General features: G+C 63.8%; 19 protein-coding genes and 1 pseudogene. 13 read left to right on the forward strand and 7 right to left on the reverse strand.

Annotated elements, in window-relative coordinates; genetic code table 11:
• Nucleotides 1-224: 224 nt before the first annotated feature.
• From JQ592_RS27025 to JQ592_RS27035, 3 genes and pseudogenes are all read right to left on the reverse strand, one after another.
• Nucleotides 225-1,132: pseudogene (locus JQ592_RS27025) on the reverse strand (hypothetical protein).
• Nucleotides 1,133-1,157: 25 nt separating this feature from the next.
• Nucleotides 1,158-1,238 carry a pyrroloquinoline quinone precursor peptide PqqA gene (gene pqqA, locus JQ592_RS27030; protein ID WP_012029362.1) on the reverse strand — a complete coding sequence of 27 codons (81 nt, stop codon included), beginning with the start codon at nucleotides 1,236-1,238 and terminating at the stop codon, nucleotides 1,158-1,160.
• Nucleotides 1,239-1,409: 171 nt separating this feature from the next.
• On the reverse strand, nucleotides 1,410-1,796 hold the full coding sequence (locus tag JQ592_RS27035; protein WP_211405822.1) for a calcium-binding protein: 387 nt from the start codon (nucleotides 1,794-1,796) through the stop codon (nucleotides 1,410-1,412).
• Between the two features lie 332 nt (nucleotides 1,797-2,128).
• Here JQ592_RS27035 and JQ592_RS27040 point away from each other — a divergent pair, with 332 nt between their 5' ends.
• The 6 genes from JQ592_RS27040 (at nucleotide 2,129) to JQ592_RS27065 (ending at nucleotide 7,110) form a co-directional block, all read left to right on the forward strand.
• Nucleotides 2,129-3,793, forward strand: a complete 1,665-nt coding sequence (locus tag JQ592_RS27040; RefSeq protein WP_211405823.1) for a methanol/ethanol family PQQ-dependent dehydrogenase — start codon at nucleotides 2,129-2,131, stop codon at nucleotides 3,791-3,793.
• A gap of 10 nt (nucleotides 3,794-3,803) precedes the next feature.
• A complete protein-coding gene (locus JQ592_RS27045) occupies nucleotides 3,804-4,160 on the forward strand; it encodes a c-type cytochrome (protein WP_211405824.1) in 357 nt (118 codons plus the stop codon).
• Nucleotides 4,157-5,080, forward strand: coding sequence for a transporter substrate-binding domain-containing protein (locus JQ592_RS27050; RefSeq protein ID WP_211405825.1), 924 nt, complete (start codon nucleotides 4,157-4,159; stop codon nucleotides 5,078-5,080). Before JQ592_RS27045 ends, JQ592_RS27050 begins: the two co-directional genes overlap by 4 nt.
• A 198-nt stretch (nucleotides 5,081-5,278) precedes the next feature.
• Nucleotides 5,279-5,440: a hypothetical protein gene (locus tag JQ592_RS27055; protein ID WP_246820696.1), complete on the forward strand. Its 162-nt coding sequence runs from the start codon at nucleotides 5,279-5,281 to the stop codon at nucleotides 5,438-5,440.
• A gap of 113 nt (nucleotides 5,441-5,553) precedes the next feature.
• A complete protein-coding gene (locus JQ592_RS27060; protein ID WP_211405826.1) occupies nucleotides 5,554-6,543 on the forward strand; it encodes a Bug family tripartite tricarboxylate transporter substrate binding protein in 990 nt (329 codons plus the stop codon).
• Between the two features lie 141 nt (nucleotides 6,544-6,684).
• Nucleotides 6,685-7,110 (forward strand): hypothetical protein, encoded by a 426-nt coding sequence (locus tag JQ592_RS27065; protein WP_211405827.1) that lies wholly within the window; start codon nucleotides 6,685-6,687, stop codon nucleotides 7,108-7,110.
• A gap of 39 nt (nucleotides 7,111-7,149) precedes the next feature.
• Here the strand turns inward: JQ592_RS27065 and JQ592_RS27070 are convergent, their stop codons facing one another.
• On the reverse strand, nucleotides 7,150-8,118 hold the full coding sequence (locus JQ592_RS27070; protein ID WP_211405828.1) for a helix-turn-helix domain-containing protein: 969 nt from the start codon (nucleotides 8,116-8,118) through the stop codon (nucleotides 7,150-7,152).
• 515 nt (nucleotides 8,119-8,633) lie between these two features.
• On the opposite strand from JQ592_RS27070, the gene xoxF5 reads away from it, so the two are divergent.
• From xoxF5 to JQ592_RS27105, 7 genes are all read left to right on the forward strand, one after another.
• On the forward strand, nucleotides 8,634-10,436 hold the full coding sequence (gene xoxF5 / locus JQ592_RS27075) for a lanthanide-dependent methanol dehydrogenase XoxF5 (protein WP_211405829.1): 1,803 nt from the start codon (nucleotides 8,634-8,636) through the stop codon (nucleotides 10,434-10,436).
• 110 nt (nucleotides 10,437-10,546) lie between these two features.
• Entirely contained in the window at nucleotides 10,547-11,038 is a 492-nt protein-coding gene (locus JQ592_RS27080) for a c-type cytochrome, methanol metabolism-related (RefSeq protein WP_211405962.1), read from the forward strand.
• 60 nt (nucleotides 11,039-11,098) lie between these two features.
• Nucleotides 11,099-12,208: an S-(hydroxymethyl)glutathione dehydrogenase/class III alcohol dehydrogenase gene (locus JQ592_RS27085; RefSeq protein WP_211405830.1), complete on the forward strand. Its 1,110-nt coding sequence runs from the start codon at nucleotides 11,099-11,101 to the stop codon at nucleotides 12,206-12,208.
• A gap of 32 nt (nucleotides 12,209-12,240) precedes the next feature.
• Nucleotides 12,241-12,804, forward strand: a complete 564-nt coding sequence (gene gfa, locus JQ592_RS27090; RefSeq protein ID WP_211405831.1) for an S-(hydroxymethyl)glutathione synthase — start codon at nucleotides 12,241-12,243, stop codon at nucleotides 12,802-12,804.
• A 647-nt stretch (nucleotides 12,805-13,451) separates the two neighbouring features.
• Nucleotides 13,452-13,904 carry a (2Fe-2S)-binding protein gene (locus JQ592_RS27095; protein WP_211405832.1) on the forward strand — a complete coding sequence of 151 codons (453 nt, stop codon included), beginning with the start codon at nucleotides 13,452-13,454 and terminating at the stop codon, nucleotides 13,902-13,904.
• 1 nt (nucleotide 13,905) lies between these two features.
• Nucleotides 13,906-16,218, forward strand: a complete 2,313-nt coding sequence (locus JQ592_RS27100) for a xanthine dehydrogenase family protein molybdopterin-binding subunit (RefSeq protein ID WP_211405833.1) — start codon at nucleotides 13,906-13,908, stop codon at nucleotides 16,216-16,218.
• A 57-nt stretch (nucleotides 16,219-16,275) separates the two neighbouring features.
• Complete coding sequence (locus tag JQ592_RS27105; RefSeq protein WP_211405834.1) at nucleotides 16,276-16,533, forward strand: hypothetical protein; 258 nt, start codon at nucleotides 16,276-16,278, stop codon at nucleotides 16,531-16,533.
• 132 nt (nucleotides 16,534-16,665) lie between these two features.
• Here the strand turns inward: JQ592_RS27105 and JQ592_RS27110 are convergent, their stop codons facing one another.
• From JQ592_RS27110 to JQ592_RS27120, 3 genes are all read right to left on the reverse strand, one after another.
• Nucleotides 16,666-18,429, reverse strand: a complete 1,764-nt coding sequence (locus JQ592_RS27110) for a methanol/ethanol family PQQ-dependent dehydrogenase (RefSeq protein WP_246820697.1) — start codon at nucleotides 18,427-18,429, stop codon at nucleotides 16,666-16,668.
• A 118-nt stretch (nucleotides 18,430-18,547) separates the two neighbouring features.
• Entirely contained in the window at nucleotides 18,548-19,201 is a 654-nt protein-coding gene (locus JQ592_RS27115) for a ubiquinol-cytochrome c reductase iron-sulfur subunit (RefSeq protein ID WP_211405835.1), read from the reverse strand.
• A 244-nt stretch (nucleotides 19,202-19,445) separates the two neighbouring features.
• Nucleotides 19,446-19,910 carry a group III truncated hemoglobin gene (locus tag JQ592_RS27120; RefSeq protein WP_211405836.1) on the reverse strand — a complete coding sequence of 155 codons (465 nt, stop codon included), beginning with the start codon at nucleotides 19,908-19,910 and terminating at the stop codon, nucleotides 19,446-19,448.
• Nucleotides 19,911-19,919 lie beyond the last annotated feature (9 nt).

Raw genomic sequence — 19,919 nt, forward strand, 5'->3', positions numbered from 1 at the left:
AGTACCTGCTTCCTGCTGGAATAGCCGGGCATGCGCTGCGACACAGTGAATCATTCCCCGGACAGCCCTGCCCTTGCTGGAGAAGGTGGCGCGAAGCGCCGGATGAGGGGTTCGATCCGCGAACTCAAATGTGAGACGGACTCGCGGAGAGTCCCCCTCACCCGGAATTTGCTCTCGCAAATTCCGGCCTCTCCCCGCAAGCGGGGAGAGGCGAAGAGCGAGCCCTAGAAATTCACTCCGAACACCAATCGCGCCTGATGCCGCTCGAAATTGACGAGGTCGAGATTGCCGCCTGAGCCGGCCGGGCGGCCCCAGGCCTGCATGCTCCAGCTCATGGTCAGCCGCGATTTCTCCGATAGCTGGAAATACGCCGTTGGGCCGACAAACAGGGCCTGGCCTGAAAACTCGCCAAGGCCAATGCCCTCATATTGACGGAAGTAGCGCATCTCGCCGCCGAGCAGCACATTGGGGCGCACCCGCGCCAAGGCGGCGAACGCAGCGCCGATCGTCGAACTCTTCTCGGACGTCCCCGCAACCTCGAAGCGCGCCCATTCCGGCTGATAGATCAAATTGAGCGCGCCGATGACGAAGTTCGGAACGAGCTCGCGGTCGAAGGCGAGCGTGAATTCGGTGCCGTACATCCGACCCTTCGCGCCGCTGGTCTCATCGATACGGTCGCCGTGGAGCTCGGCAGCGACCGTGAACCCAAACGGTGACCGTTCGCGGTCGAGCAGGCGATAGCGCAGGTCGAGCGAGGCGCCCTGGAAGTTGAACTGGCGGCGGTCGTCGATGTCAGGAACGCCCGTGATGTCGTGCAGGCTGGCGGTGGCGCCGAGCTCGATGCGAAAGTTCGGCAGCGGCACGACCTCGATCTCGACCTCGTGCTCGAGGGCGCGATAAGTGCCCCCGCCCCTGCCGAAGCGCCCTGTCGTCTGGGTCTGGAATTCGCGCTCGCCGACGTTGCCGACGTCGGTGCCGATCATGAAGCCGAAGATATGCTCGGTGTCAAAGCCCTCCTCGGCCCTGGCGCATGCCGGCGGGAGCGCAACCGTGCACGCGACCGCCATCCAAATTGTGTGAGCTCCAATGCGCATCCGGCGAACACTACCACGGCTCCGATGGCATTCGCCACCGAAGCCGCGGCAGGTTCGTCAGTCTTACTTGCGCGCAGCGCAGGCGTACATGTTGATTTCCATGCCGACCGGCACTTCCACGATCTTCGGAGCTTTCCAAGCCATTCGGGGTCTCCCCAAGGTATTGAGCGCGACATCGCGCGGGGCAAAACCTAGGGCTGCGTCAAGCACAGCGCAAGCTGGAATCGAACCGACGATACAGCGAACTGTCGCATATTGCTTGCGAATTTCGCTCTCGTGCAAATCGCCTTCGCTCCCAGTCAAGCGCTGCCGCACTCACCGCAACAAGCGCAGCAGCGCGCGGCCTGCGCGCGAGTTGAGCTCCTTTGCATCCAGCGTTCCGTCCTTGTCGGGATTGGCCGCATTGAAGCGCTGCTCCACCACGGACAGATATTCGTCCAGCGTGAGAGTCCCGTCGCGATCGGGATCGGCGGCGGCGAGCTCTTTGGCCGTCAACCGTCCGCGCAATTCGCGCGCGTCCAGCGTGCCGTCGTGATCGGGATCGAGTTTTGCGAACAGCGCGGTCGCGGCCTTCTTCACCTCGGCCAGATCGAGCGTGCCGTCATTGTCGGTATCGAACATCTTGACGGCGGATGCCGACCAGGCCGGACCGGACAGAACTGCAAGCGTGAGCGCAAGCGCAACAGAGCGACGCGATATCATCATGACCTCCCAGACCAAGAGCCCCGATTCGGGCGGGATCAAACAACATTAAGTCCGCAAGGCGAGCCCCGGTTCAAGCGGAATTGCAACCTGCGCGCCGCAACCTCAGGGAACCCAACTGCCCGCAGCTGCGTCCGGCACTGCATCATGCCGCGGAATTTTTCCAGCGCCTGCGCACAAGTGAGAGCAGGCTGTAAGGTCTCCGTCAGGTGACCGGCATCTGGCATCCAACATATCGGCAGCGCGCATTCGACTTTCGTATTGACGCGTTTTGCATTCGGGCGGAGTGTTGCTGTCGCAGCGTCAAAAGGCGCGCATATTGGGAGGAACGGATGAAACGCTTTGCGATGGCCGCGAGCCTCGTCATGCTTGCATCGAATTGTGCGTACGCACAGACCACCGAGCAGCTGGTCAAGGGCGCGACCGATACATCGAACGTTCTCAACTACGGGATGGGCTACAATCTGCAGCGCTTCTCGACCCTGAACCAGATCAACAAGGACACCGTCAAGAACCTCGTCCCGGTCTGGAACTACTCCTTCAACGACGATCGCAGCGAGGAATCGCAGCCGCTGGTGTACCAGGGCGTGATCTACGTGACCTCGCACAACGCGACCATGGCGGTCGACGCCAAGACCGGCAAGCAGATCTGGAAATCCAAGGTCGAGTACCCCGCCGAGACGCCGCGTATCGTTTGCTGCGGCATCATCAACCGCGGCGCGGCGCTCTATGACGGCAAGGTTTTCCGCACCACGCTAGATGCCAACGTGATCGCGCTCGACGCCAAGGACGGCAAGGAGCTGTGGCGGCAGAAGGCGGCCGACATCAAGGAAGGCTATTCGATGACGGTGGCCCCGCTGGTCGCCGACGGTGTCGTCATCACCGGCATCTCCGGCGCCGAGTTCGGCACCCGCGGCTTCATCGACGGCTGGGATCCGGCGACGGGCAAGCATCTCTGGCGCACGCATTCGATTCCCTCGCCGGACGAGGCAGGCGGCGACACCTGGAAGGGCGACACCTGGAAGCTCGGCGGCGGCTCGACCTGGATCACCGGGTCCTACGATCCTGAGCTGAACACGGTCTATTGGGGCATCGGCAATCCCGGCCCGTTCAATTCGGCGGTGCGCCCCGGCGACAATCTCTACACATGCTCCGTGCTGGCGATGGATCCCAAGACCGGCAAGATCAAGTGGCACTACCAGTTCTCGCCGAACAATCCGTTCGACTATGACTCGGTGGCCGAGATGGTGCTCGCCGACATGAACGTCGAGGGCAAGCCGACCAAGGTCCTGATGGATGCCAACCGCAACGGCTTCTTCTACGTGCTCGACCGCACCAATGGAAAGCTGCTCGCGGCCAATCCTTACGTGAAGGTCAACTGGGCGACCGGCATCGACATGAAAACGGGCCGTCCGATCGAAACCGACGTTTCGAAGGACGCGCGCGATGGCAAGAAGGTGACGGTCTATCCATCGATCCTCGGCGGCAAGAACTGGGAGCCGATGTCGTTCAACCCGCAGACCGGCCTCGCCTATGCCAACACCCTCGCCTTCGGCGGCAGGTACAAGACCGAGCCCGTCACCTTCAAGCAGGGTGAATGGTATCTCGGCATGGACCTCACCGACCTCTGGGAATGGGGTGACGGCCCGCGCGGTCATCTGAAGGCGATCGATCCCATGACCGGCAAGGCCAAGTGGGAAGCTCCCGCCGACATCCCGCGTTTCTCGGGCGTGCTGTCGACCGCGGGCGGCGTGGTGTTCACGGGCGCGCTGACCGGCGAGTTCGAGGCGTTCGACGCCGACACCGGCAAGAAGCTCTGGCAGTTCCAGACCGGCTCGGGCATCGAGGGACAACCGGTGACCTGGCAGCAGGACGGCGTGCAATACGTCGCCGTGACGTCCGGCTATGGCGGCGTCTACTCGCTGTTCTCCGGCGACGAGCGACTTGCCAAGGTGCCGCCCGGCGGCTCGCTGTGGGTTTTTGCGGTCAAGCAGTAACCACGGCACGATGCTGAAAGACGTAGCTCAGAAGACGGTGGCGACGATCGCCACCGTCGGGGTGCTGACGGTCGCGCTTGCGGCGACCGTTCGGGCCGCGGATGACGCAACCGGCAATCCCCTGCAGGCGCAGATCGACCATGGCAAGTCGACCTATGCTTCGAAATGCTCGCACTGCCATGGTCCCAACATGATGAACTCCGGCACCATCACACCGGATTTGCGCGTCTTCCCCGACGACAAGACGCGTTTCGTCACCACCGTGAAGAACGGCAAGAACAACAAGATGCCGCCCTGGGGCGACATCCTCAGCGACGACGAGATCGGCGATCTCTGGGCCTTCGTCTCGAGCCGGAGGAAACCGTGAGGGGCCGGCTGGCGCTCGGTCTTGCCGCGTTGCTCGCCGCGTTGGCGACGCCCGCGCGCGCGGCCGATCCCTTGAGCATCTGCCTCGACGAGGACCGGCCGCCGCTCTCGGCGCATCGCAAGGGCAAGCCGGACGCCGGCTTCGACGTGCTGCTGGCGCAGGCGATCGCGGAGCGTCTTGGCCGGCAGCTGAAAATCCAGTGGTTCGAAAGCAAGCTGGACGAGGATTCCAGCCCGCAGCTCGAGGCCAATGCACTGCTCTCCGACGGTCGATGCTCGCTGGTCGGCGGCTATGCGCTGACGCAGGATTCGCTCGTGAAGCCCGGGATGAAGACGGCGCGCCTGCCGGACTTTGCCGGGGCCACCCGCGAAGACCGCCGCCGCCGCGTCGCGCTCGGCGTGCTCGCGCCGAGCCGGCCTTACGTCTATTCGCCCATGACAGTGGTGCTCGGGCCGAAGGCGCAGGGGCGCAAGATCGCCGACATCGGCGATCTCACCGGCCTCCGCCTGGTGATCGAAAGCGGCTCGCTCGGCGATGCCATCCTGATGACCTTCGACAAGGGGCGCCTGATCGACAGCATCACCCATCTCGTCCCCGGCCGCGACGATCTCCTCGGTGCGCTCAACCGCGGCGACCATGACGCAACGCTGATCGACCTTGCGCGCTTCGACGCCTATCGCGCCGCGCATCCTGATACGGCGATCGCAGCGTCCGGCTACTACTACCCGATCGGCGCCAATCGCGGTTACGTCGGACTCGCCAGCGACCCAACCCTGATCGACGCGGTCAACGAGGCGCTGACGGAGCTTGCGGCGGACGGCAAGATCGCAGAGTTCGGCAAGCAGGCCGGCCTGACCTATCTGCCGCCGCGCGAGCCCGCGATCCTCGGCGATGTCTGGATGAAGATCATTCGGAAGTAGAGGCGGCTCACGTGCCTCCACACTACGCGGTGTCATGCCCCGGCTTGACCGGGGCATCCAGTACGCCGCGGCGGACGTGGCGAGAGCGAACTCTTCAATGCCGGCCTCTGGAATACTGGATCGCCCGTTGCGGTTCTCGCGGCCACCCTCACGCTGATCTCGTTCTCCCGCTATTTCCTCGGCTTCGGCCTGCGCTGCTTGTTCATTGCGCTCGCCGCCTCCTTTGCCGGCGGCGCCAGCGGCATCGCCGAGGAGCGCATCATCAACGTGCTGATCGGCGGCACGTTCGGCCTGATCGCGGTGGCCCTGACCGAGATCGTCTGGCTGCGGGTCATGCGACAGGTGCGATCGTCCGGGTGACGCACACATGAGCACCGCGCCAGCCTGACCGAATGCGCCAATCTGTCTCGCCCACCGGGCCATGCCGGCGCCAGCCTGATGCAGTACCTTCGGCAAAAATCCGGGAGAGAATCATGTCCGCAAAACTCGATCGCCGTCACTTCGTCGCCGCCGGCAGCGCCGCACTCGCGATGCCCTTTGTCTCGCGCAGCGCCTCGGCACAAGGTACGTGGCCGTCGCGGCAGATTCGCATGATCTGCAGCTACCCGGCCGGCGGACAGACCGACCTGCTGGCGCGCGCCTACGGCGAATTCATCTCCAAGCAGGTCGGCAAGACCGTCGTTGTCGAGAACAAGCCCGGCGCCTCCGGCGCGATCGGCACGGCTGAAGTCGCCCGCGCGGAGCCCGACGGCCACACGATCCTGTGCTCGATCTCGACCACCTACATCATGAACCGGGTGGTGATGAAGAACCCGGGCTACGACATGGACAAAGACCTGACCCTCGTCAGCGTCATTCCGGGCGCCGGACTGTTGCTGGTGGCAAACCCCAAGACCGGCGTCAAGACGCTGGAGGATTTCGTCGCGTTTGCGCGCAAGAGCGGCAAGGTGAATTTCGGCACCTACAGCGCGGGCTCGTCGCCGCACATGACGATCAACGAGCTCAACAAGCAGTACGGCCTCAACATCGAGCCGGTGCACTATCGCGGCGAGGCGCCGATGTGGACGGGAATGCTGGAGGGCACGCTCGATGCCGCCATGGGCAGCTACACGGCCGCGCAGTCGGTTCTGCAAAGCGACCGCGGCACCGTGTTTGCGGTGCATTCGAAGAAGGTCGACGCGATCCCGAACGTCAAGACGCTGCCGGAACAGGGCGCGACGTCAAAATTCTTCACGGTGAGCGGTTTCTCAGGCTGGGCCGTGCCGAAGGCGACGCCGCAGCCGGTGGTCGATCGCCTCGCCGAGCTCTGTGTCGCCGCCAACAGCGATCTGAAGGTGAAGGAGGTTCTCGCGACCTTCGTGCTCGAGCCCGCGATCGGATTCAAGGAAAGCAACGCGCTGTACCAGCGCGAGCTGCCGATCTGGATCGAGAGCGCGCAGTCGCTCGGCCTCGAGCCGGCTTGAATTCGAGCCGCCGCCCGGCGCGCCAGTTGCTCCCATCCCGGCCCGGCGTCCGACCAAAGCCTAGTGTCGGGAACGCATTTTCCCGCTATGATTGTGCGCCGCCGGAAGCCTTGCAAGGGCGGTCAAAAAGGGGCCGATCGCATGACACCGGATGCAGTCGCCGTCGCCGTTATGGTCGTCCTGCTCTTTCCGATGGGCTATTTCACGCTGGCATCGCCCGCCTTCCTGCTGGTGAAGCTCGATATCAAGCCCGTCGCCCAGTTGCTGCGTGGAATGTTCAATGCCCATTTCCTGGTGATGCGCGTTGCCGGCGTCGTCGGAATGGCGGCTCTCCTCCTCGACGGCCGCCTGCTCGCCGCGATGGGCGTCGGAATCATCGCAGCCCTGGCCATCTGGGGACGCGGGTGGTTCATGCGACGGATGGACGACCAGCTCAGCGCGAGGGATGCCGGCGATGCCGAGGCCCCGCGACGGCTGCGCCGGCTGCACTGGAGCGGAATGCTGGGCAATGCGGCGCTGCTCGTCGCTCTCGTGGCCAGCATTCCCTATATCGCGGCGAAAACGTAAGCGCGTCGGCCACCGCGCCGGAAGTTCTCAGGCATGCGCCTAATGCCCGCTCGAGCTTGCCGTGCTCTGCTGCGCCTTGTGGATCGAGGACGGCACCACGCCGAAATATTTCCGGAACACGCGGCTGAAATGCGACGAGCTTGAGAAGCCCCAGGAGAACGCCACGTCGGTGATGGTCTTGCCGGCGTGGGCCTCGAGCTCCTGGCGGCAGTTCTGCAAGCGCGCCTGCCAGATGTAGTCGCTCACCGTGGTGCCGCGCTCGGAGAACAGCATGTGCAGATAGCGCTTGGAGCAGCCGAGTTCGGCGGAGATCTGGTCGATGCACAGGTCCGGATCGCGCAGGTGCTCACGGATGAAGAACTGGGCGCGCACATACATCGCTTCGGGCCCGACACGGTCGAACATCGTATCGGCTTCGCGCAGCGGCAGCAGCAACAGGTCGATCAGAGAATCGGCGACGCCGACCGCGCTGTTCGCCGACAGTTTTGCCGCCTCGTCGAAGGTCGCATGGACGAAATCGTGGGCGATCCGCCCCGTCCCTGTCTTCGCCGACAATTTGCACGCAGGCATCCGCTGCGAGGGGAAGCCGCGATCGCGCAGCAGCGCCTTCGGCACGATCACCACGTCGTGACGCGTGAAGGCGGGGCTGATGATCGAATGCGGGCAGGAGACGTCATAGGCGATGATGTCGCCGGGGTTGATTTCGATGTGGCGGCCTTCCTGCTCGAAATAGGACACGCCGTAGGTCTGGAAGTGAATCTTGATGTACGGGTGTTCATTGGCCTTGGCCCGCGCCATCGTGTGCGCGATGCGGTGCTGACTGACCTCGATCTGGCAGAGCTTCAGGCGCGAGACCGTGGTGTAGTCGATGCGGCCTTCGAGCGAGGACGCCTCCAGCGGATCGACGTCGAAATACCCGCACAGGCTCGTCAGCCCGTCGATCCAACTCTGGATCTGCCGCTTCGGCGTCATTCCGGTCGTCGAGAGCGTGTGAATTGTGTCGGACATTAATCCAGCCACTGGTTTGATCCGGAGATTCGACGCGAATCGCGACCAGCGCTGCCGGAGCCCTCAGCCGTGATTGCGTGACGTTTACCTCGAAATTGAGTGGTCTTTTGCAACGAGCGCCATCGTTCCATTGCCACTCTTGAAACTTAATCCTCCGCCTTAGTTGCAGCGCCGTCAAGGGGAACCTGAGCGTAGAAGGCGGTGCAAAAGGCTTACCGAAGCCGCTGAATTCGCTACTGCAAAATCAAAATCTTCGCCTCCGTGCGCTGTCGAGCAAACCGCCTTCTCTCTTGGGCAAGTTTCCCGGTGGCGAAGTGGCTAGGGATTGCGTCAGGAACAACAAGAACGGGCCGCTCCTGCACGTGGACCCGTGGCTCTCATCAGGAGGAGGAAACAGCACAGCATCGTTTCTGGTCCCAATCGTGACCGCCCTGCACGAGCAGACGCCGGACGAGAAGCCCGGTGATTGAGCATTGCTTCGGAAACAATAAACGAGACCAACGGAGGAAATGACTATGCGCAAGGTGCTACTGGCGACCTATCTTGGCTCCGCGGCGGCTCTCGCCGTCGGCAGCGCTTCAGCTAATGACGAGCTGATCAAGATGTCGCAGAACCCGAAAGACTGGGTCATGCCGGCGGGGGACTACGCCAATACCCGCTATTCCAAGCTGAACCAGATCAACGCACAGAACGTGGGCAAGCTCCAGGTCGCCTGGACCTTCTCGACCGGCGTTCTGCGCGGCCATGAAGGCGGCCCGCTGATCATCGGCAACGTCATGTACGTCCATACGCCGTTCCCGAACAAGGTCTACGCCATTGACCTTTCCAACGAGAACAAGATCATCTGGAAGTACGAGCCCAAGCAGGACCCGAACGTCATCCCGGTGATGTGCTGCGACACGGTCAATCGCGGCCTGGCCTATGGCGACGGCAAGATCATCCTGCATCAGGCCGACACCAACCTCGTCGCGCTCGATGCCAAGACCGGCCAGGTGGCCTGGAGCTCGACCAACGGCAACCCTGCGAAGGGTGAGACCGGCACCTCGGCGGCGCTCGTCGTCAAGGACAAGGTCCTGGTCGGCATCTCCGGCGGCGAGTTCGGCGTGCAGTGCCACGTCACCGCCTATGACCTCAAGACCGGCAAGCAGGCCTGGCGCGCCTTCTCCGAAGGTCCGGACGACCAGATCAAGTTCACCGCTGCCACCACCGCGCTCGGCAAGCCGGTCGGCGCTGACTCCTCGCTGAAGACCTGGCAGGGCGATCAGTGGAAGATCGGCGGCGGCTGCACCTGGGGCTGGATGTCCTACGATCCCGCTCTGAACCTCGTGTACTACGGGTCGGGCAATCCCTCGACCTGGAATCCGAAGCAGCGTCCGGGCGACAACAAATGGTCGATGACCATCTTCGCGCGCAACGCGGACACCGGCGAAGCCAAGTGGGTCTATCAGATGACGCCCCACGACGAGTGGGACTATGACGGCGTCAACGAGATGATCCTCTCGGATCAGCAGATCAACGGCCAGGCACGCAAGCTCCTGACCCATTTCGACCGCAACGGTCTCGCCTACACCATGGACCGCGAGAGCGGCGAGCTGCTGGTCGCCGAAAAGTACGATCCGAAGGTGAACTGGACCTCCGGCGTCGATATGGACAAGAACTCGCCGACCTATGGCCGTCCGAAGGTGCTCGACGCGGCTTCGACCGACAAGGCCGGTGAAGACCACAACGTGAAGGGCATCTGCCCGGCCGCGCTCGGCACCAAGGACGAGCAGCCGGCAGCCTACTCGCCGGACACGCAGCTGTTCTACGTTCCGACCAACCACGTCTGCATGGACTACGAGCCGTTCAAGGTGAGCTACACCGCGGGCCAGCCCTATGTGGGAGCGACGCTCTCGATGTATCCGCCGCAGGGTGAAAGCCACATGGGCAACTTCATCGCCTGGGACGGCAAGACCGGCAAGATCGTCTGGTCGAACAAGGAGCAGTTCTCGGTCTGGTCGGGTGCGCTCGCGACCGCCGGCGGCGTGGTGTTCTACGGCACGCTCGAAGGCTACCTGAAGGCGGTCGACGCCAAGTCCGGCAAGGAGCTCTACAAGTTCAAGACTCCGTCCGGCATCATCGGCAACGTCACGACCTATGAGAACGGCGGCAAGCAGTATGTCGCAGTGCTCTCCGGCGTCGGTGGCTGGGCCGGCATTGGTCTCGCCGCAGGCCTGACTGATCCGACCGCCGGTCTCGGCGCAGTCGGCGGCTACGCGGCCCTCAGCAACTACACGGCACTCGGCGGTACGCTGACCGTGTTCTCGCTGCCCAACTAGGCCCTTCAGCATCGCTCCGGCGCGTGGATCGCTCCACGCGCCGGCTCGTCTCCACCGAACGCCTTCCGAGGAAAAAACTCTTGCGTAAAATCTGCTTTGTCATTGCTGCGATGATGTTCGTTGCGTCGGGAGGAATTGCGACCGCGGACGGTCCGGGCGACCCGGCCGCCGTGAAGAAGGAAGAAGACGGCAAATGGCTCGATAAGGAAGGAAACCCGACCTACAAGATTTCGGCCGACGGCACCGTGGACTGGTTCACCTATTCCGGTTACCGCCGCTATCACTCCGACTGCCACGTCTGCCATGGCCCCGACGGCATGGGATCCACCTACGCACCGGCGCTGAAGGATTCCGTCAAAAGCATGAGCTATGGCGACTTCCTCGGCGTGATCGCCTCCGGCCGCAAGAACATCTCGACGGCGCAGGAGAACGTCATGCCGGCCTTCGGCGACAATCCGAACGTCGCCTGCTACATGGACGATCTGTACGTCTATCTGCGCGCGCGCTCCACCGAAGCCTGGGGCCGGCAGCGTCCCTCCAAGAAGGAGGAGAAACCCGAGGCCTACACCAAGGCGGAAGACGCCTGCATGGGCAAGAAATGAACGCTACAGGGACTGCCGAGACTACTTCCTGGCGTCTTACGAGAATTTGAGGAGCTACCAATGAAGACACGTGCCGCAGTCGCTTTCGAAGCCAAGAAGCCGCTTGAGATCATCGAAGTCGACCTGGAAGGGCCCAAGGCCGGCGAGGTTCTGGTCGAGATCAAGGCAACAGGCATCTGCCATACCGACGCCTACACGCTCGACGGCTTCGACAGCGAGGGAATCTTCCCGTCGATCCTCGGCCATGAGGGCGCCGGGATCATCCGCGAGATCGGCCCCGGCGTGACCTCGGTGAAACCGGGCGATCACGTCATCCCGCTCTACACGCCGGAATGCCGGCAGTGCAAAAGCTGCCTGAGCCAGAAGACCAATCTCTGCACCGCGATTCGCGCGACGCAGGGCAAGGGCGTGATGCCCGACGGCACCAGCCGCTTCTCCTACAAGGGCAAGCCGATCTACCACTACATGGGCTGCTCGACCTTCTCGAACTTCACCGTGCTGCCGGAGATCGCGGTCGCCAAGATCCGCGAGGACGCGCCCTTCGACAAGAGCTGCTACATCGGCTGCGGCGTCACCACCGGCGTCGGCGCCGTCGTCAACACCGCCAAGGTCGAGCCGGGCGCCAACGTAGTCGTGTTCGGCCTCGGCGGCATTGGCCTCAATGTCATCCAGGGCGCCAAGATGGCCGGCGCCGACAAGATCATCGGCGTCGACATCAACGACTCCAAGGAGGATTGGGGCCGCCGGTTCGGCATGACCCACTTCGTCAACCCGAAGAAGGTCACCGGCGACATCGTCCAGCACCTGGTCGGCCTCACCGATGGCGGCGCCGACTACACCTTCGACTGCACCGGCAACACCACCGTGATGCGCCAGGCGCTGGAAGCCTGCCATCGCGGCTGGGGCACCTCGATCATCATCGGCGTCGCCGAAGCCGGCAAGGAGATCGCCACCCGCCCGTTCCAGCTCGTCACCGGGCGCAACTGGCGCGGCACGGCCTTCGGCGGCGCGCGCGGCCGCACTGACGTGCCGAAGATCGTCGACTGGTACATGAACGGAAAGATCCAGATCGATCCGATGATCACCCATGTGCTCAAGCTCGAGGAGATCAACAAGGGCTTTGACCTCATGCACGAGGGCAAATCCATCCGTTCAGTCGTCGTATACTAGCCTACAGACATCACACCCAGGAGGATCGACCCATGACTGTTGCACTCCATCCATCGATCGACAACGGCGTCAAACAGGGTAGCGGCAGCTTTGCCGGCGGCACCCTGGTCTGCAAATGCAGCGACCATCCGGTCAAGGTCGGCATCAAGGGCGACGTCGCCCATAACCACGCCTGCGGCTGCACCAAATGCTGGAAGCCGCAAGGCGCGACGTTCTCCGTCGTCGCCGTGGTGCCGCGCCAGAACGTGACCGTGCTCGAGAACGGCGACAAGCTCCAGATCGTCGACCCCTCGGCGGTGATCCAGCGCCATGCCTGCAAGGCCTGCGGCACGCACATGTACGGCCGCATCGAGAACAAGAACCATCCGTTCTACGGCCTCGACTTCATCCATCCCGAACTGTTCCAGGAGCAGGGATCGCAGGCGCCGCAATTCGCCGCCTTCGTCTCCTCGGTGATCGAATCCGGCGTGAAGCCGGAGCAGATGGCCGGCATCCGTGCGCGGCTGAAGGAGATCGGGCTCGAGCCGTATGACTGCCTGTCGCCGGCGCTGATGGACGCGATCGCGACCCACGTGGCCAAAGCCAAGGCAGCTTGAACTGAACAGGCCGCCTGAGCCGGCGGCCTACGCTCTCGCCACGCCCGTCCGATCGCTGGTTCCCCCTCCCCCACTCCCAGCGAACCGGACGGGCCTGGCTCCCGGACGATCGCGGCGAAGCCGCCTCCTCGCCTGCGCTGGACTGGCGAGAACCGTCGGCTCCCTCAGTCCTGGTCTCTGAATGACTGCGCAGTGCCGCACGCTTCCTGCTTGAGGTTTGCGGTCCCTGCGTTTCTCCCTCCCTCGACTGAGGCATCCTGCTTCGTCCGCGCAGTTTTCCTGGCGGACGAAGCCTTTTTGCTGCAAGGCGCATTTGCGGCCGCGCGATGCACGCGGCGCGATGTTCGCGCCCTGCTTTTGACAAACCATCGATGCAATCTTTTCCCGGTGAGAACACTCGGCTGTGAACGCCGGGTCGGCGCGATCTCTGCTACGTTCGCGCCGTCACGATGCCGCACGACGTTCAAAACAATTAAGAACAAAACGGGAGGTATCGAGAACATCCAGACATCGTCATCGACGTTCCTGCCTCCCTCCGGGATTTGCCCGTGCGGGACGACGGCAGGCGGCGAAGCAATGCCACGGACCACCGCCCGCCGACATCGGCGGATTTCAATCAAGATGCTTATGAAGAGCGAGGGACGATCATGATCAAGGTGAAGATCAATGGCCAGGAACAGAGCTGGGACGGCGACCCGGATCTCCCGCTACTCTGGTTCTTGCGGGACGAAGCCGGGCTGACCGGCACCAAGTTCGGCTGCGGCCAGGCCCTGTGCGGCGCCTGCACCGTCATCGTCGACAAGCAAGCCGTGCGCGCCTGCATCACGTCGGTGAACGACGTCGCCGGGCGCGAGGTCACGACGATCGAGGGGCTGCACCCAACCGGCGATCACCCGGTTCAAAAGGCCTGGCGCCAGGTCAATGTTCCCCAATGCGGCTTCTGTCAGGCCGGCCAGATCATGCAGGCCGCGGCGCTTCTGATGGACAACCCAAAGCCGTCGCACGACCAGATCCGCGAGTCGATGGCCGGCAACATCTGCCGTTGCGGCTGCTACCAGCGCATCGAGAACGCAGTCCATCTCGCATCGACGGGAGTGTGACATGAATTTCATCGACAATCCCCGCAAGCTTCGCGGCTTCGAAAAGAACATCAGGGTGGAGAAAGTCTCGCGCCGCAGCATCCTGAAGGGGCTCGGCGTCACCGGTGGCTTCGTGCTTGCCGCGCCCGTGATGTCACGCCAGGCGCTCGCCTACGAGACAGGCGCCGGAAAGATGCCGCACGGCGTCGTGGTCGATCCGCGCGTGTTCGTTTCGGTCGCCCCGGACGGTATCGTCACCATCGTCGGGCACCGTTCGGAAATGGGCACCGGCGTGCGCACCAGCCTGCCGCTGATCGTGGCGGAGGAAATGGAAGCCGACTGGTCCCGGGTCAAGGTGCAGCAGGCCCATGGCGACGAGGTCAAGTTCGGCAACCAGGACACCGACGGCTCGCGCAGCACCCGGCACTATCTGATCCCGATGCGCCAGATCGGCGCCTCCGCCCGCACCATGCTGGAGCAGGCCGCGGCCAAGCGCTGGGGCGTGCCGGCGACCGAGGTCAAGGCCGTCAATCACGAGGTCGTCCACAGCGCCAGCGGACGCAAGCTCGGCTTCGGCGAGCTTGCTGCCGACGCCGCCAAGGAATCGGTGCCGAGCATCGAAGGCCTCAAGCTGAAGGACCCCAAGGACTTCCGCTATCTCGGCAAGGGCCAGATCGGCATCGTCGATCTCCACGACATCACCACCGGAAAGGCGCGATACGGCGCCGACGTGCGTCTGCCCGGCATGAAGTACGCCGTGATCGCGCGGCCGCCGGTGACCGGCGGCAAGCTCGTCAAGTTCGAGCCGGACGCGGCGCTGAAGGTGCCCGGCGTCGAAAAGGTGATGCAGGTGCGCGGCTGGCCGTGGCCCTCGAAGTTCCAGCCGCTCGGCGGCGTCGCCGTGATCGCGCGCAACACCGGCGCGGCGATCAAGGGCCGCGACGCGCTGAAGCTGACCTGGGACGACGGTCCCAACGGCAAGTACGAGTCGGCTGCCTACCGCAAGGAGCTCGAGGAGGCCTCGCGCAAGCCCGGCCTGGTCCTGCGCCAGGAGGGCGATGCGGACGCCGCCCTGAAGGGCGCCGACAAGGTCATCGTCGGCGAGTACTACATCCCCCATCTGGCCCATGTCAGCATGGAGCCGCCGGTGGCGGTGGCCGACGTCAAGGGCGACAAGGCCGAGATCTGGGCGCCGGTGCAGAGCCCGGGCGGCACGCGCGAGGACGTCGCCAAGACGCTCGGCATTCCGGAAGCGAACGTCACCGTCAACGTGACGCTGCTCGGCGGCGGTTTCGGTCGCAAGTCGAAATGCGACTTTGCGCTCGAAGCCGCGCTGCTGTCGAAGGAGCTCGGCGCGCCGGTGAAGGTGCAGTGGACGCGGGAGGACGACATCCACAACGGCTTCCTGCACACCGTCTCGGTCGAGCGCATCGAGGCCGGTCTCGACAAGAGCGGCAAGGTGATCGCCTGGCGCCACCGCAGCGTGGCCCCCAGCATCGCCTCGACCTTTGCGGCCGGCACGGTGCACCAGGCGCCTTTCGAAATCGGCATGGGCCTCGTCGACATGCCGTTCGAGATCGCCAACATCTCTTGCGAGAATCCGGAAGCGGCCGCGCACACCCGCATCGGCTGGTTCCGCTCGGTCTCGAACATCCCGCGCGCCTTCGCTGTGCAGTCGATGGTCGGCGAGATCGCGCAGGCCACGGGTCGCGACCAGAAGGAGACGTTGCTCGCGCTGATCGGAAGTCCGCGCATCGTCAAGCCGGCGGTGAAGGACCTCTGGAACTATGGCGAGCCCCTTGACAGCTACCCGATCGACACCGCGCGGCTGCGCAAGGTGGTCGAGCTGGTCGCCGAGAAGGGCGAATGGGGACGGAAGGTGTCGAAGGGCCACGGTCTCGGCATCGCCGTGCATCGCAGCTTCGTCAGCTACATCGCGACCATCGTCGAGGCGGCCGTCGATGAGAAGGGCAAACTGACAGTGCCGCGGGTCGACACCGCGATCGACTGCGGCACCTATGTCAACCCCGAGCGCATCGCCTCGCAGATCGAGGGCGCGGCGATCATGGGCCTGAGCATCGCCAAATACGGCGAGATCACGTTCAAGGACGGCAAGGTGCAGCAGAAGAACTACGACGACTTCCAGGTCATCAGGATGGACGAATCTCCTGTCGTGACCAACGTCTACATTGTGCCGCCCGGCCCGGACACGCCGCCGAGCGGCGTCGGCGAACCCGGCGTGCCGCCGTTCGCGCCAGCGCTGATCAACGCCATCTTCGCGGCGACCGGAAAGCGCATCCGGAGCTTGCCGATCGGCAAGCAATTGGAGGCGTGAGAGAACGGAACAGAGGCGGCCTCGCGCCGTTTCCATCGATCTGACAGGAGCAGATCGATGATCAACATCTCAAAGGCGCTCGCAGTCTCGCTGTCGGGCGCCTTTCTTTTGACGGCCGCGGGCGCATTCGCCCAGAGCAACACCACGCCCCCGACCACGGCGACGCGCCCCACCGCGCCGGACCAGAACTCGCTACCCAACGCCAACGCCCCGCCGGCGTCGACGACCCAGACCACCGGGCAGCACAATCCGGATCCCAAGGTTCGGGAGATGAACCAGAAGGAGAAGGACAAGGTGGAGCGGCAGGGGAAATAGCTATTGTGAGTGAGGACGACGCTGGTTCCTAAGGGAACGAAAGAGAGACCGCGCGAAAAATGCGGCGGACGTTTCCGTCCGCCGCATTCGCCACCCCCCTGCTGCTCCGCCTTCGTCGATCCGCCCGCGGAGCTATTTCTTCAGCGCGAACACCCAGATCACGCCGCCCTGCGGCACGTTGGATTCGATGCCGATATTGTTGGTGGCGAGCGCATCCTGGATGCGCTGCGCGTCCACGCCCCATCCCGACTGGATCGCAATGTACTGGGTGCCGTCGACCTCATAGGACACCGGCATGCCCATGATGCCGGAGTTGGTCTTCTGCTCCCACAACAGCTCGCCGGTCTTGGCGTTGAAGGCGCGGAAGTTGCGGTCGTTGGTGCCGCCGGCGAAGACGAGATCGCCCGCGGTTGCCGTGACCGAGCCAAACAGCTGCGACTTCGGGAAGTTGTGCTGCCACACCTTCTTGCCCGTGGCGGGATCCCACGCCTGCAGCTCACCGAAATGATCTGCGCCGGGCTTCGCTTTCAAGCCGATATCTTCCGGCTTGGTGCCGAGCCAGAGTTCGCCCGGCTTCAGCGGAAGCTTCTCGCCGGTGAAGCCGCCGCAGAAATTCTCGTTGGCGGGCACGTAGACGAGCTTGGTCCTTTCGCTATAGGCCGCCGACGGCCAGTCCTTGCCGCCCCACAGCGACGGGCAGAACTCGACGCGCTTGCCGATGACAGGCTTGTGTGCGGGATCGACGATCGGCTTGCCGCTCTCGGCATCGATGCCCTTCCAGACATCGGTGGAGACGAACGGCCAGCCCGCGACGTAGTTGATCTTGGTCGGCGTGCGTTCGAGCACCCAGAAGATCGCATCACGTCCCGGATGGACCAGGCTCTTGATGTTGCGGCCGTCGCGTTGCAGGTCGATCAGGATCGGCGCCTCGACCTCGTCCCAGTCCCAGGAATCGTTCTGGTGGTACTGGTGATAGGTCTTGATCTTGCCGTTGTTCGGATCGAGCGCGAGCACCGACGAGGTATAGAGATTGTCGCCGGGATGCATCTCGCCGGGCCAGGGCGCGGCGTTGCCGACGCCCCAATAGATCGTCTTGGTGTCCTTGTCGTAATTGCCGGTCATCCAGGCCGAGCCGCCACCGTTCTTCCAGTCGTCGCCCTGCCAGGTGTCGTGACCGGGCTCGCCTTCGCCGGGAATGGTGTAGGTCCGCCACAGCTCCTTGCCGTCCTTGGCGTCGAAAGCGGCGACATAGCCGCGCACGCCGAACTCGCCGCCGGAGCCGCCGACGATGACCTTGCCGTCGACGATCAGCGGCATCAGGGTCATGTACTGGCCCTTCTTGTAATCCTGCACCTTGGTGTCCCACACCACCTTGCCGGTCTTGGCATCGAGTGCGACGACGTGGTCGTCGGTGGTGGCGAGATAGAGCTTGTCCTCCCAGAGGCCGACACCGCGGCTGGTCGGATGCAGCTGGAACAGATCGTCGGGGAGCTGCCGCTTGTAGCGCCAATATTCATCGCCCGTCTTCGCGTTCAATGCGATCACCTGCCCCATCGGGGTCGCCACGAACATCACGCCGTTGTTGACGATCGGCGGCGCCTCGTGGCCTTCGACGACGCCGGTGGCAAAGGTCCAGACCGGCGTGAGATTCTTCACGTTCGAGGCGTTGATCTGGTCGAGCGGGCTGTAGCCCTGCCCGTCATAGGTCCGCCGGTAGAGCATCCAGTTGGCGGGCTCCGGATTTTCCAACCGCTGCGCGGTGACCGGAGAATAACTCTCGATCGGGCCGGCCGTCGCGGCGGTCGCGGCAAGACAGGTGAAGGCGACGAAGCCGGACAGGTACCATTGCTTTCTGGCGATCGACGTTTGCTTGGACGCTTCCTTGGACGTTTTCATGGACGTTCCCCTTTTTCATCCGTTTTGAATTCTTGATTTGAATTCTTGTCGTTCGTCCCGTCGTCCGCCCCTCGGCGGATGCGGCCTCTCGTGACGCGGGCATACCCCGCACCGTCCATCATCCCGGCTGCGCGCCACCTACCTTTCCGATGAAGTTGCCGGCGACGCTGAGCGAGCCGTCAGCAAGCGCCAGCGGCAGCGCTGCGAGCCGCCGCGGTGCCGGCCCGAACACGACCTGCGCCCCCGCGCGAGGATCGTATTCGGAGTTGTGGCACATGCACTTGAACACCTCCTTGTCGCCGACATCGCTCTTCACCCAGGCGGTGACGGGACAGCCGGCATGCGAGCAGATCGCCGAATAGGCGAGGATGCCATCGACCGCGCGCTCGCGGGTCTTTTCGTCGAGCTCGGCTGGATCGAGGCGGATGATCAGGATCTCGTTGAGCCGGGACGCACTGCGCACCACCGATGTCTTGGGATCCTTTGGCCAGGCATGCACCGGCGGCCCGCCGGCCGGCAGGTCGACCAACGTGACCGGCTTGCCTTCCTGATCGCCTTCGGAAAAGACGAGCACGTCGCCCTTCTGCGGCCGTTCGTCGGAGCCGGGCGCATCCTCGCCGGCGCGCGCTTGGGAGGAACAGCCGAGGCATGCGGTTGTGGCGAGTGCACCGAGCAGCAGCGTTCGCCGCGTCTGCTCCGTGCCCGCGTCGACGTCAGGTTCCGCAGCACTCTCGGAGGGTGAAGATGTGGTGTCGAACGATGCACGCGCCATGCCCGCTAGCAGGCGCCGGAACTCTGCCGAAAACAAGGCGAAGACTTGGCGCCGCAGTGCATCAATATGTCTTTGCTCGCGTTGATTGAACGCGACTGAACGCGTTCAAGCGCGTTTTCGCAAATTCTACATCGCATTGCGCGAACAGCATGATGATTTTGCAGATCAGACCGATGATGCAGGAATTGGTGCAACGCCACGACGCGATGCGGGCTGCACGTTTCTCAGGCAGGCATTTTGTATTTCAAGACCTGAGCACGTGACGCGGCGAAGCGATACGGCCCGCAACAGTTGCCGACGCCATTTCAAAACTGTCGGCGATGCGACGCGCCTTGTCGATGAAGAGTGCAGCCGCGGGAGGCGGGCACACGTCGCGTGCGGTCTGTTCGAACAGATCGAGCCAGCGATCGAAATGGCCGCCGATCAGATTCAGCGGCAGATGCGCCCGCATCGGCGAGCCATGATAGCGGCCGCTCATCAGCACGACCGACGACCAGAAATCCCTCAGCTTGGCGAGATGCTCGTCCCAATTCTGCACGATCGCGAACACCGGTCCGAGCAGCGCGTCCTCGCGTACGCGCCCGTAGAAGTGAGTGACGAGTTCCCCGATCATCTCCTCGGTGATCCCGGTGCGCTCGATCGCATCCTGGGTCAATAGGTTCCGCCGCGCGGCCGCAGCTTCCCGCTCGGCCTTCAGTCGATCCGACATGTCCTTTGT

This window comes from Bradyrhizobium iriomotense, assembly GCF_018129405.1.
GTDB classification, from domain to species: Bacteria; Pseudomonadota; Alphaproteobacteria; order Rhizobiales; family Xanthobacteraceae; genus Bradyrhizobium; species Bradyrhizobium iriomotense_B.

Bases quoted from the DNA above. Each gene is read 5' to 3' on its own strand.
- xoxF5 (WP_211405829.1), top strand. From the start codon at position 8,634: ATGCGCAAGGTGCTACTGGCGACCTATCTTGGCTCCGCGGCGGCTCTC.
- JQ592_RS27100 (WP_211405833.1), top strand. From the start codon at position 13,906: ATGAATTTCATCGACAATCCCCGCAAGCTTCGCGGCTTCGAAAAGAAC.
- JQ592_RS27040 (WP_211405823.1), top strand. From the start codon at position 2,129: ATGAAACGCTTTGCGATGGCCGCGAGCCTCGTCATGCTTGCATCGAAT.
- JQ592_RS27105 (WP_211405834.1), top strand. From the start codon at position 16,276: ATGATCAACATCTCAAAGGCGCTCGCAGTCTCGCTGTCGGGCGCCTTT.
- JQ592_RS27095 (WP_211405832.1), top strand. From the start codon at position 13,452: ATGATCAAGGTGAAGATCAATGGCCAGGAACAGAGCTGGGACGGCGAC.
- JQ592_RS27115 (WP_211405835.1), bottom strand. From the start codon at position 19,201: ATGGCGCGTGCATCGTTCGACACCACATCTTCACCCTCCGAGAGTGCT.
- JQ592_RS27080 (WP_211405962.1), top strand. From the start codon at position 10,547: ATGATGTTCGTTGCGTCGGGAGGAATTGCGACCGCGGACGGTCCGGGC.
- gfa (WP_211405831.1), top strand. From the start codon at position 12,241: ATGACTGTTGCACTCCATCCATCGATCGACAACGGCGTCAAACAGGGT.
- JQ592_RS27060 (WP_211405826.1), top strand. From the start codon at position 5,554: ATGTCCGCAAAACTCGATCGCCGTCACTTCGTCGCCGCCGGCAGCGCC.
- pqqA (WP_012029362.1), bottom strand. From the start codon at position 1,238: ATGGCTTGGAAAGCTCCGAAGATCGTGGAAGTGCCGGTCGGCATGGAA.
- JQ592_RS27065 (WP_211405827.1), top strand. From the start codon at position 6,685: ATGACACCGGATGCAGTCGCCGTCGCCGTTATGGTCGTCCTGCTCTTT.
- JQ592_RS27085 (WP_211405830.1), top strand. From the start codon at position 11,099: ATGAAGACACGTGCCGCAGTCGCTTTCGAAGCCAAGAAGCCGCTTGAG.
- JQ592_RS27120 (WP_211405836.1), bottom strand. From the start codon at position 19,910: ATGTCGGATCGACTGAAGGCCGAGCGGGAAGCTGCGGCCGCGCGGCGG.
- JQ592_RS27070 (WP_211405828.1), bottom strand. From the start codon at position 8,118: ATGTCCGACACAATTCACACGCTCTCGACGACCGGAATGACGCCGAAG.
- JQ592_RS27110 (WP_246820697.1), bottom strand. From the start codon at position 18,429: ATGAAAACGTCCAAGGAAGCGTCCAAGCAAACGTCGATCGCCAGAAAG.
- JQ592_RS27035 (WP_211405822.1), bottom strand. From the start codon at position 1,796: ATGATATCGCGTCGCTCTGTTGCGCTTGCGCTCACGCTTGCAGTTCTG.
- JQ592_RS27045 (WP_211405824.1), top strand. From the start codon at position 3,804: ATGCTGAAAGACGTAGCTCAGAAGACGGTGGCGACGATCGCCACCGTC.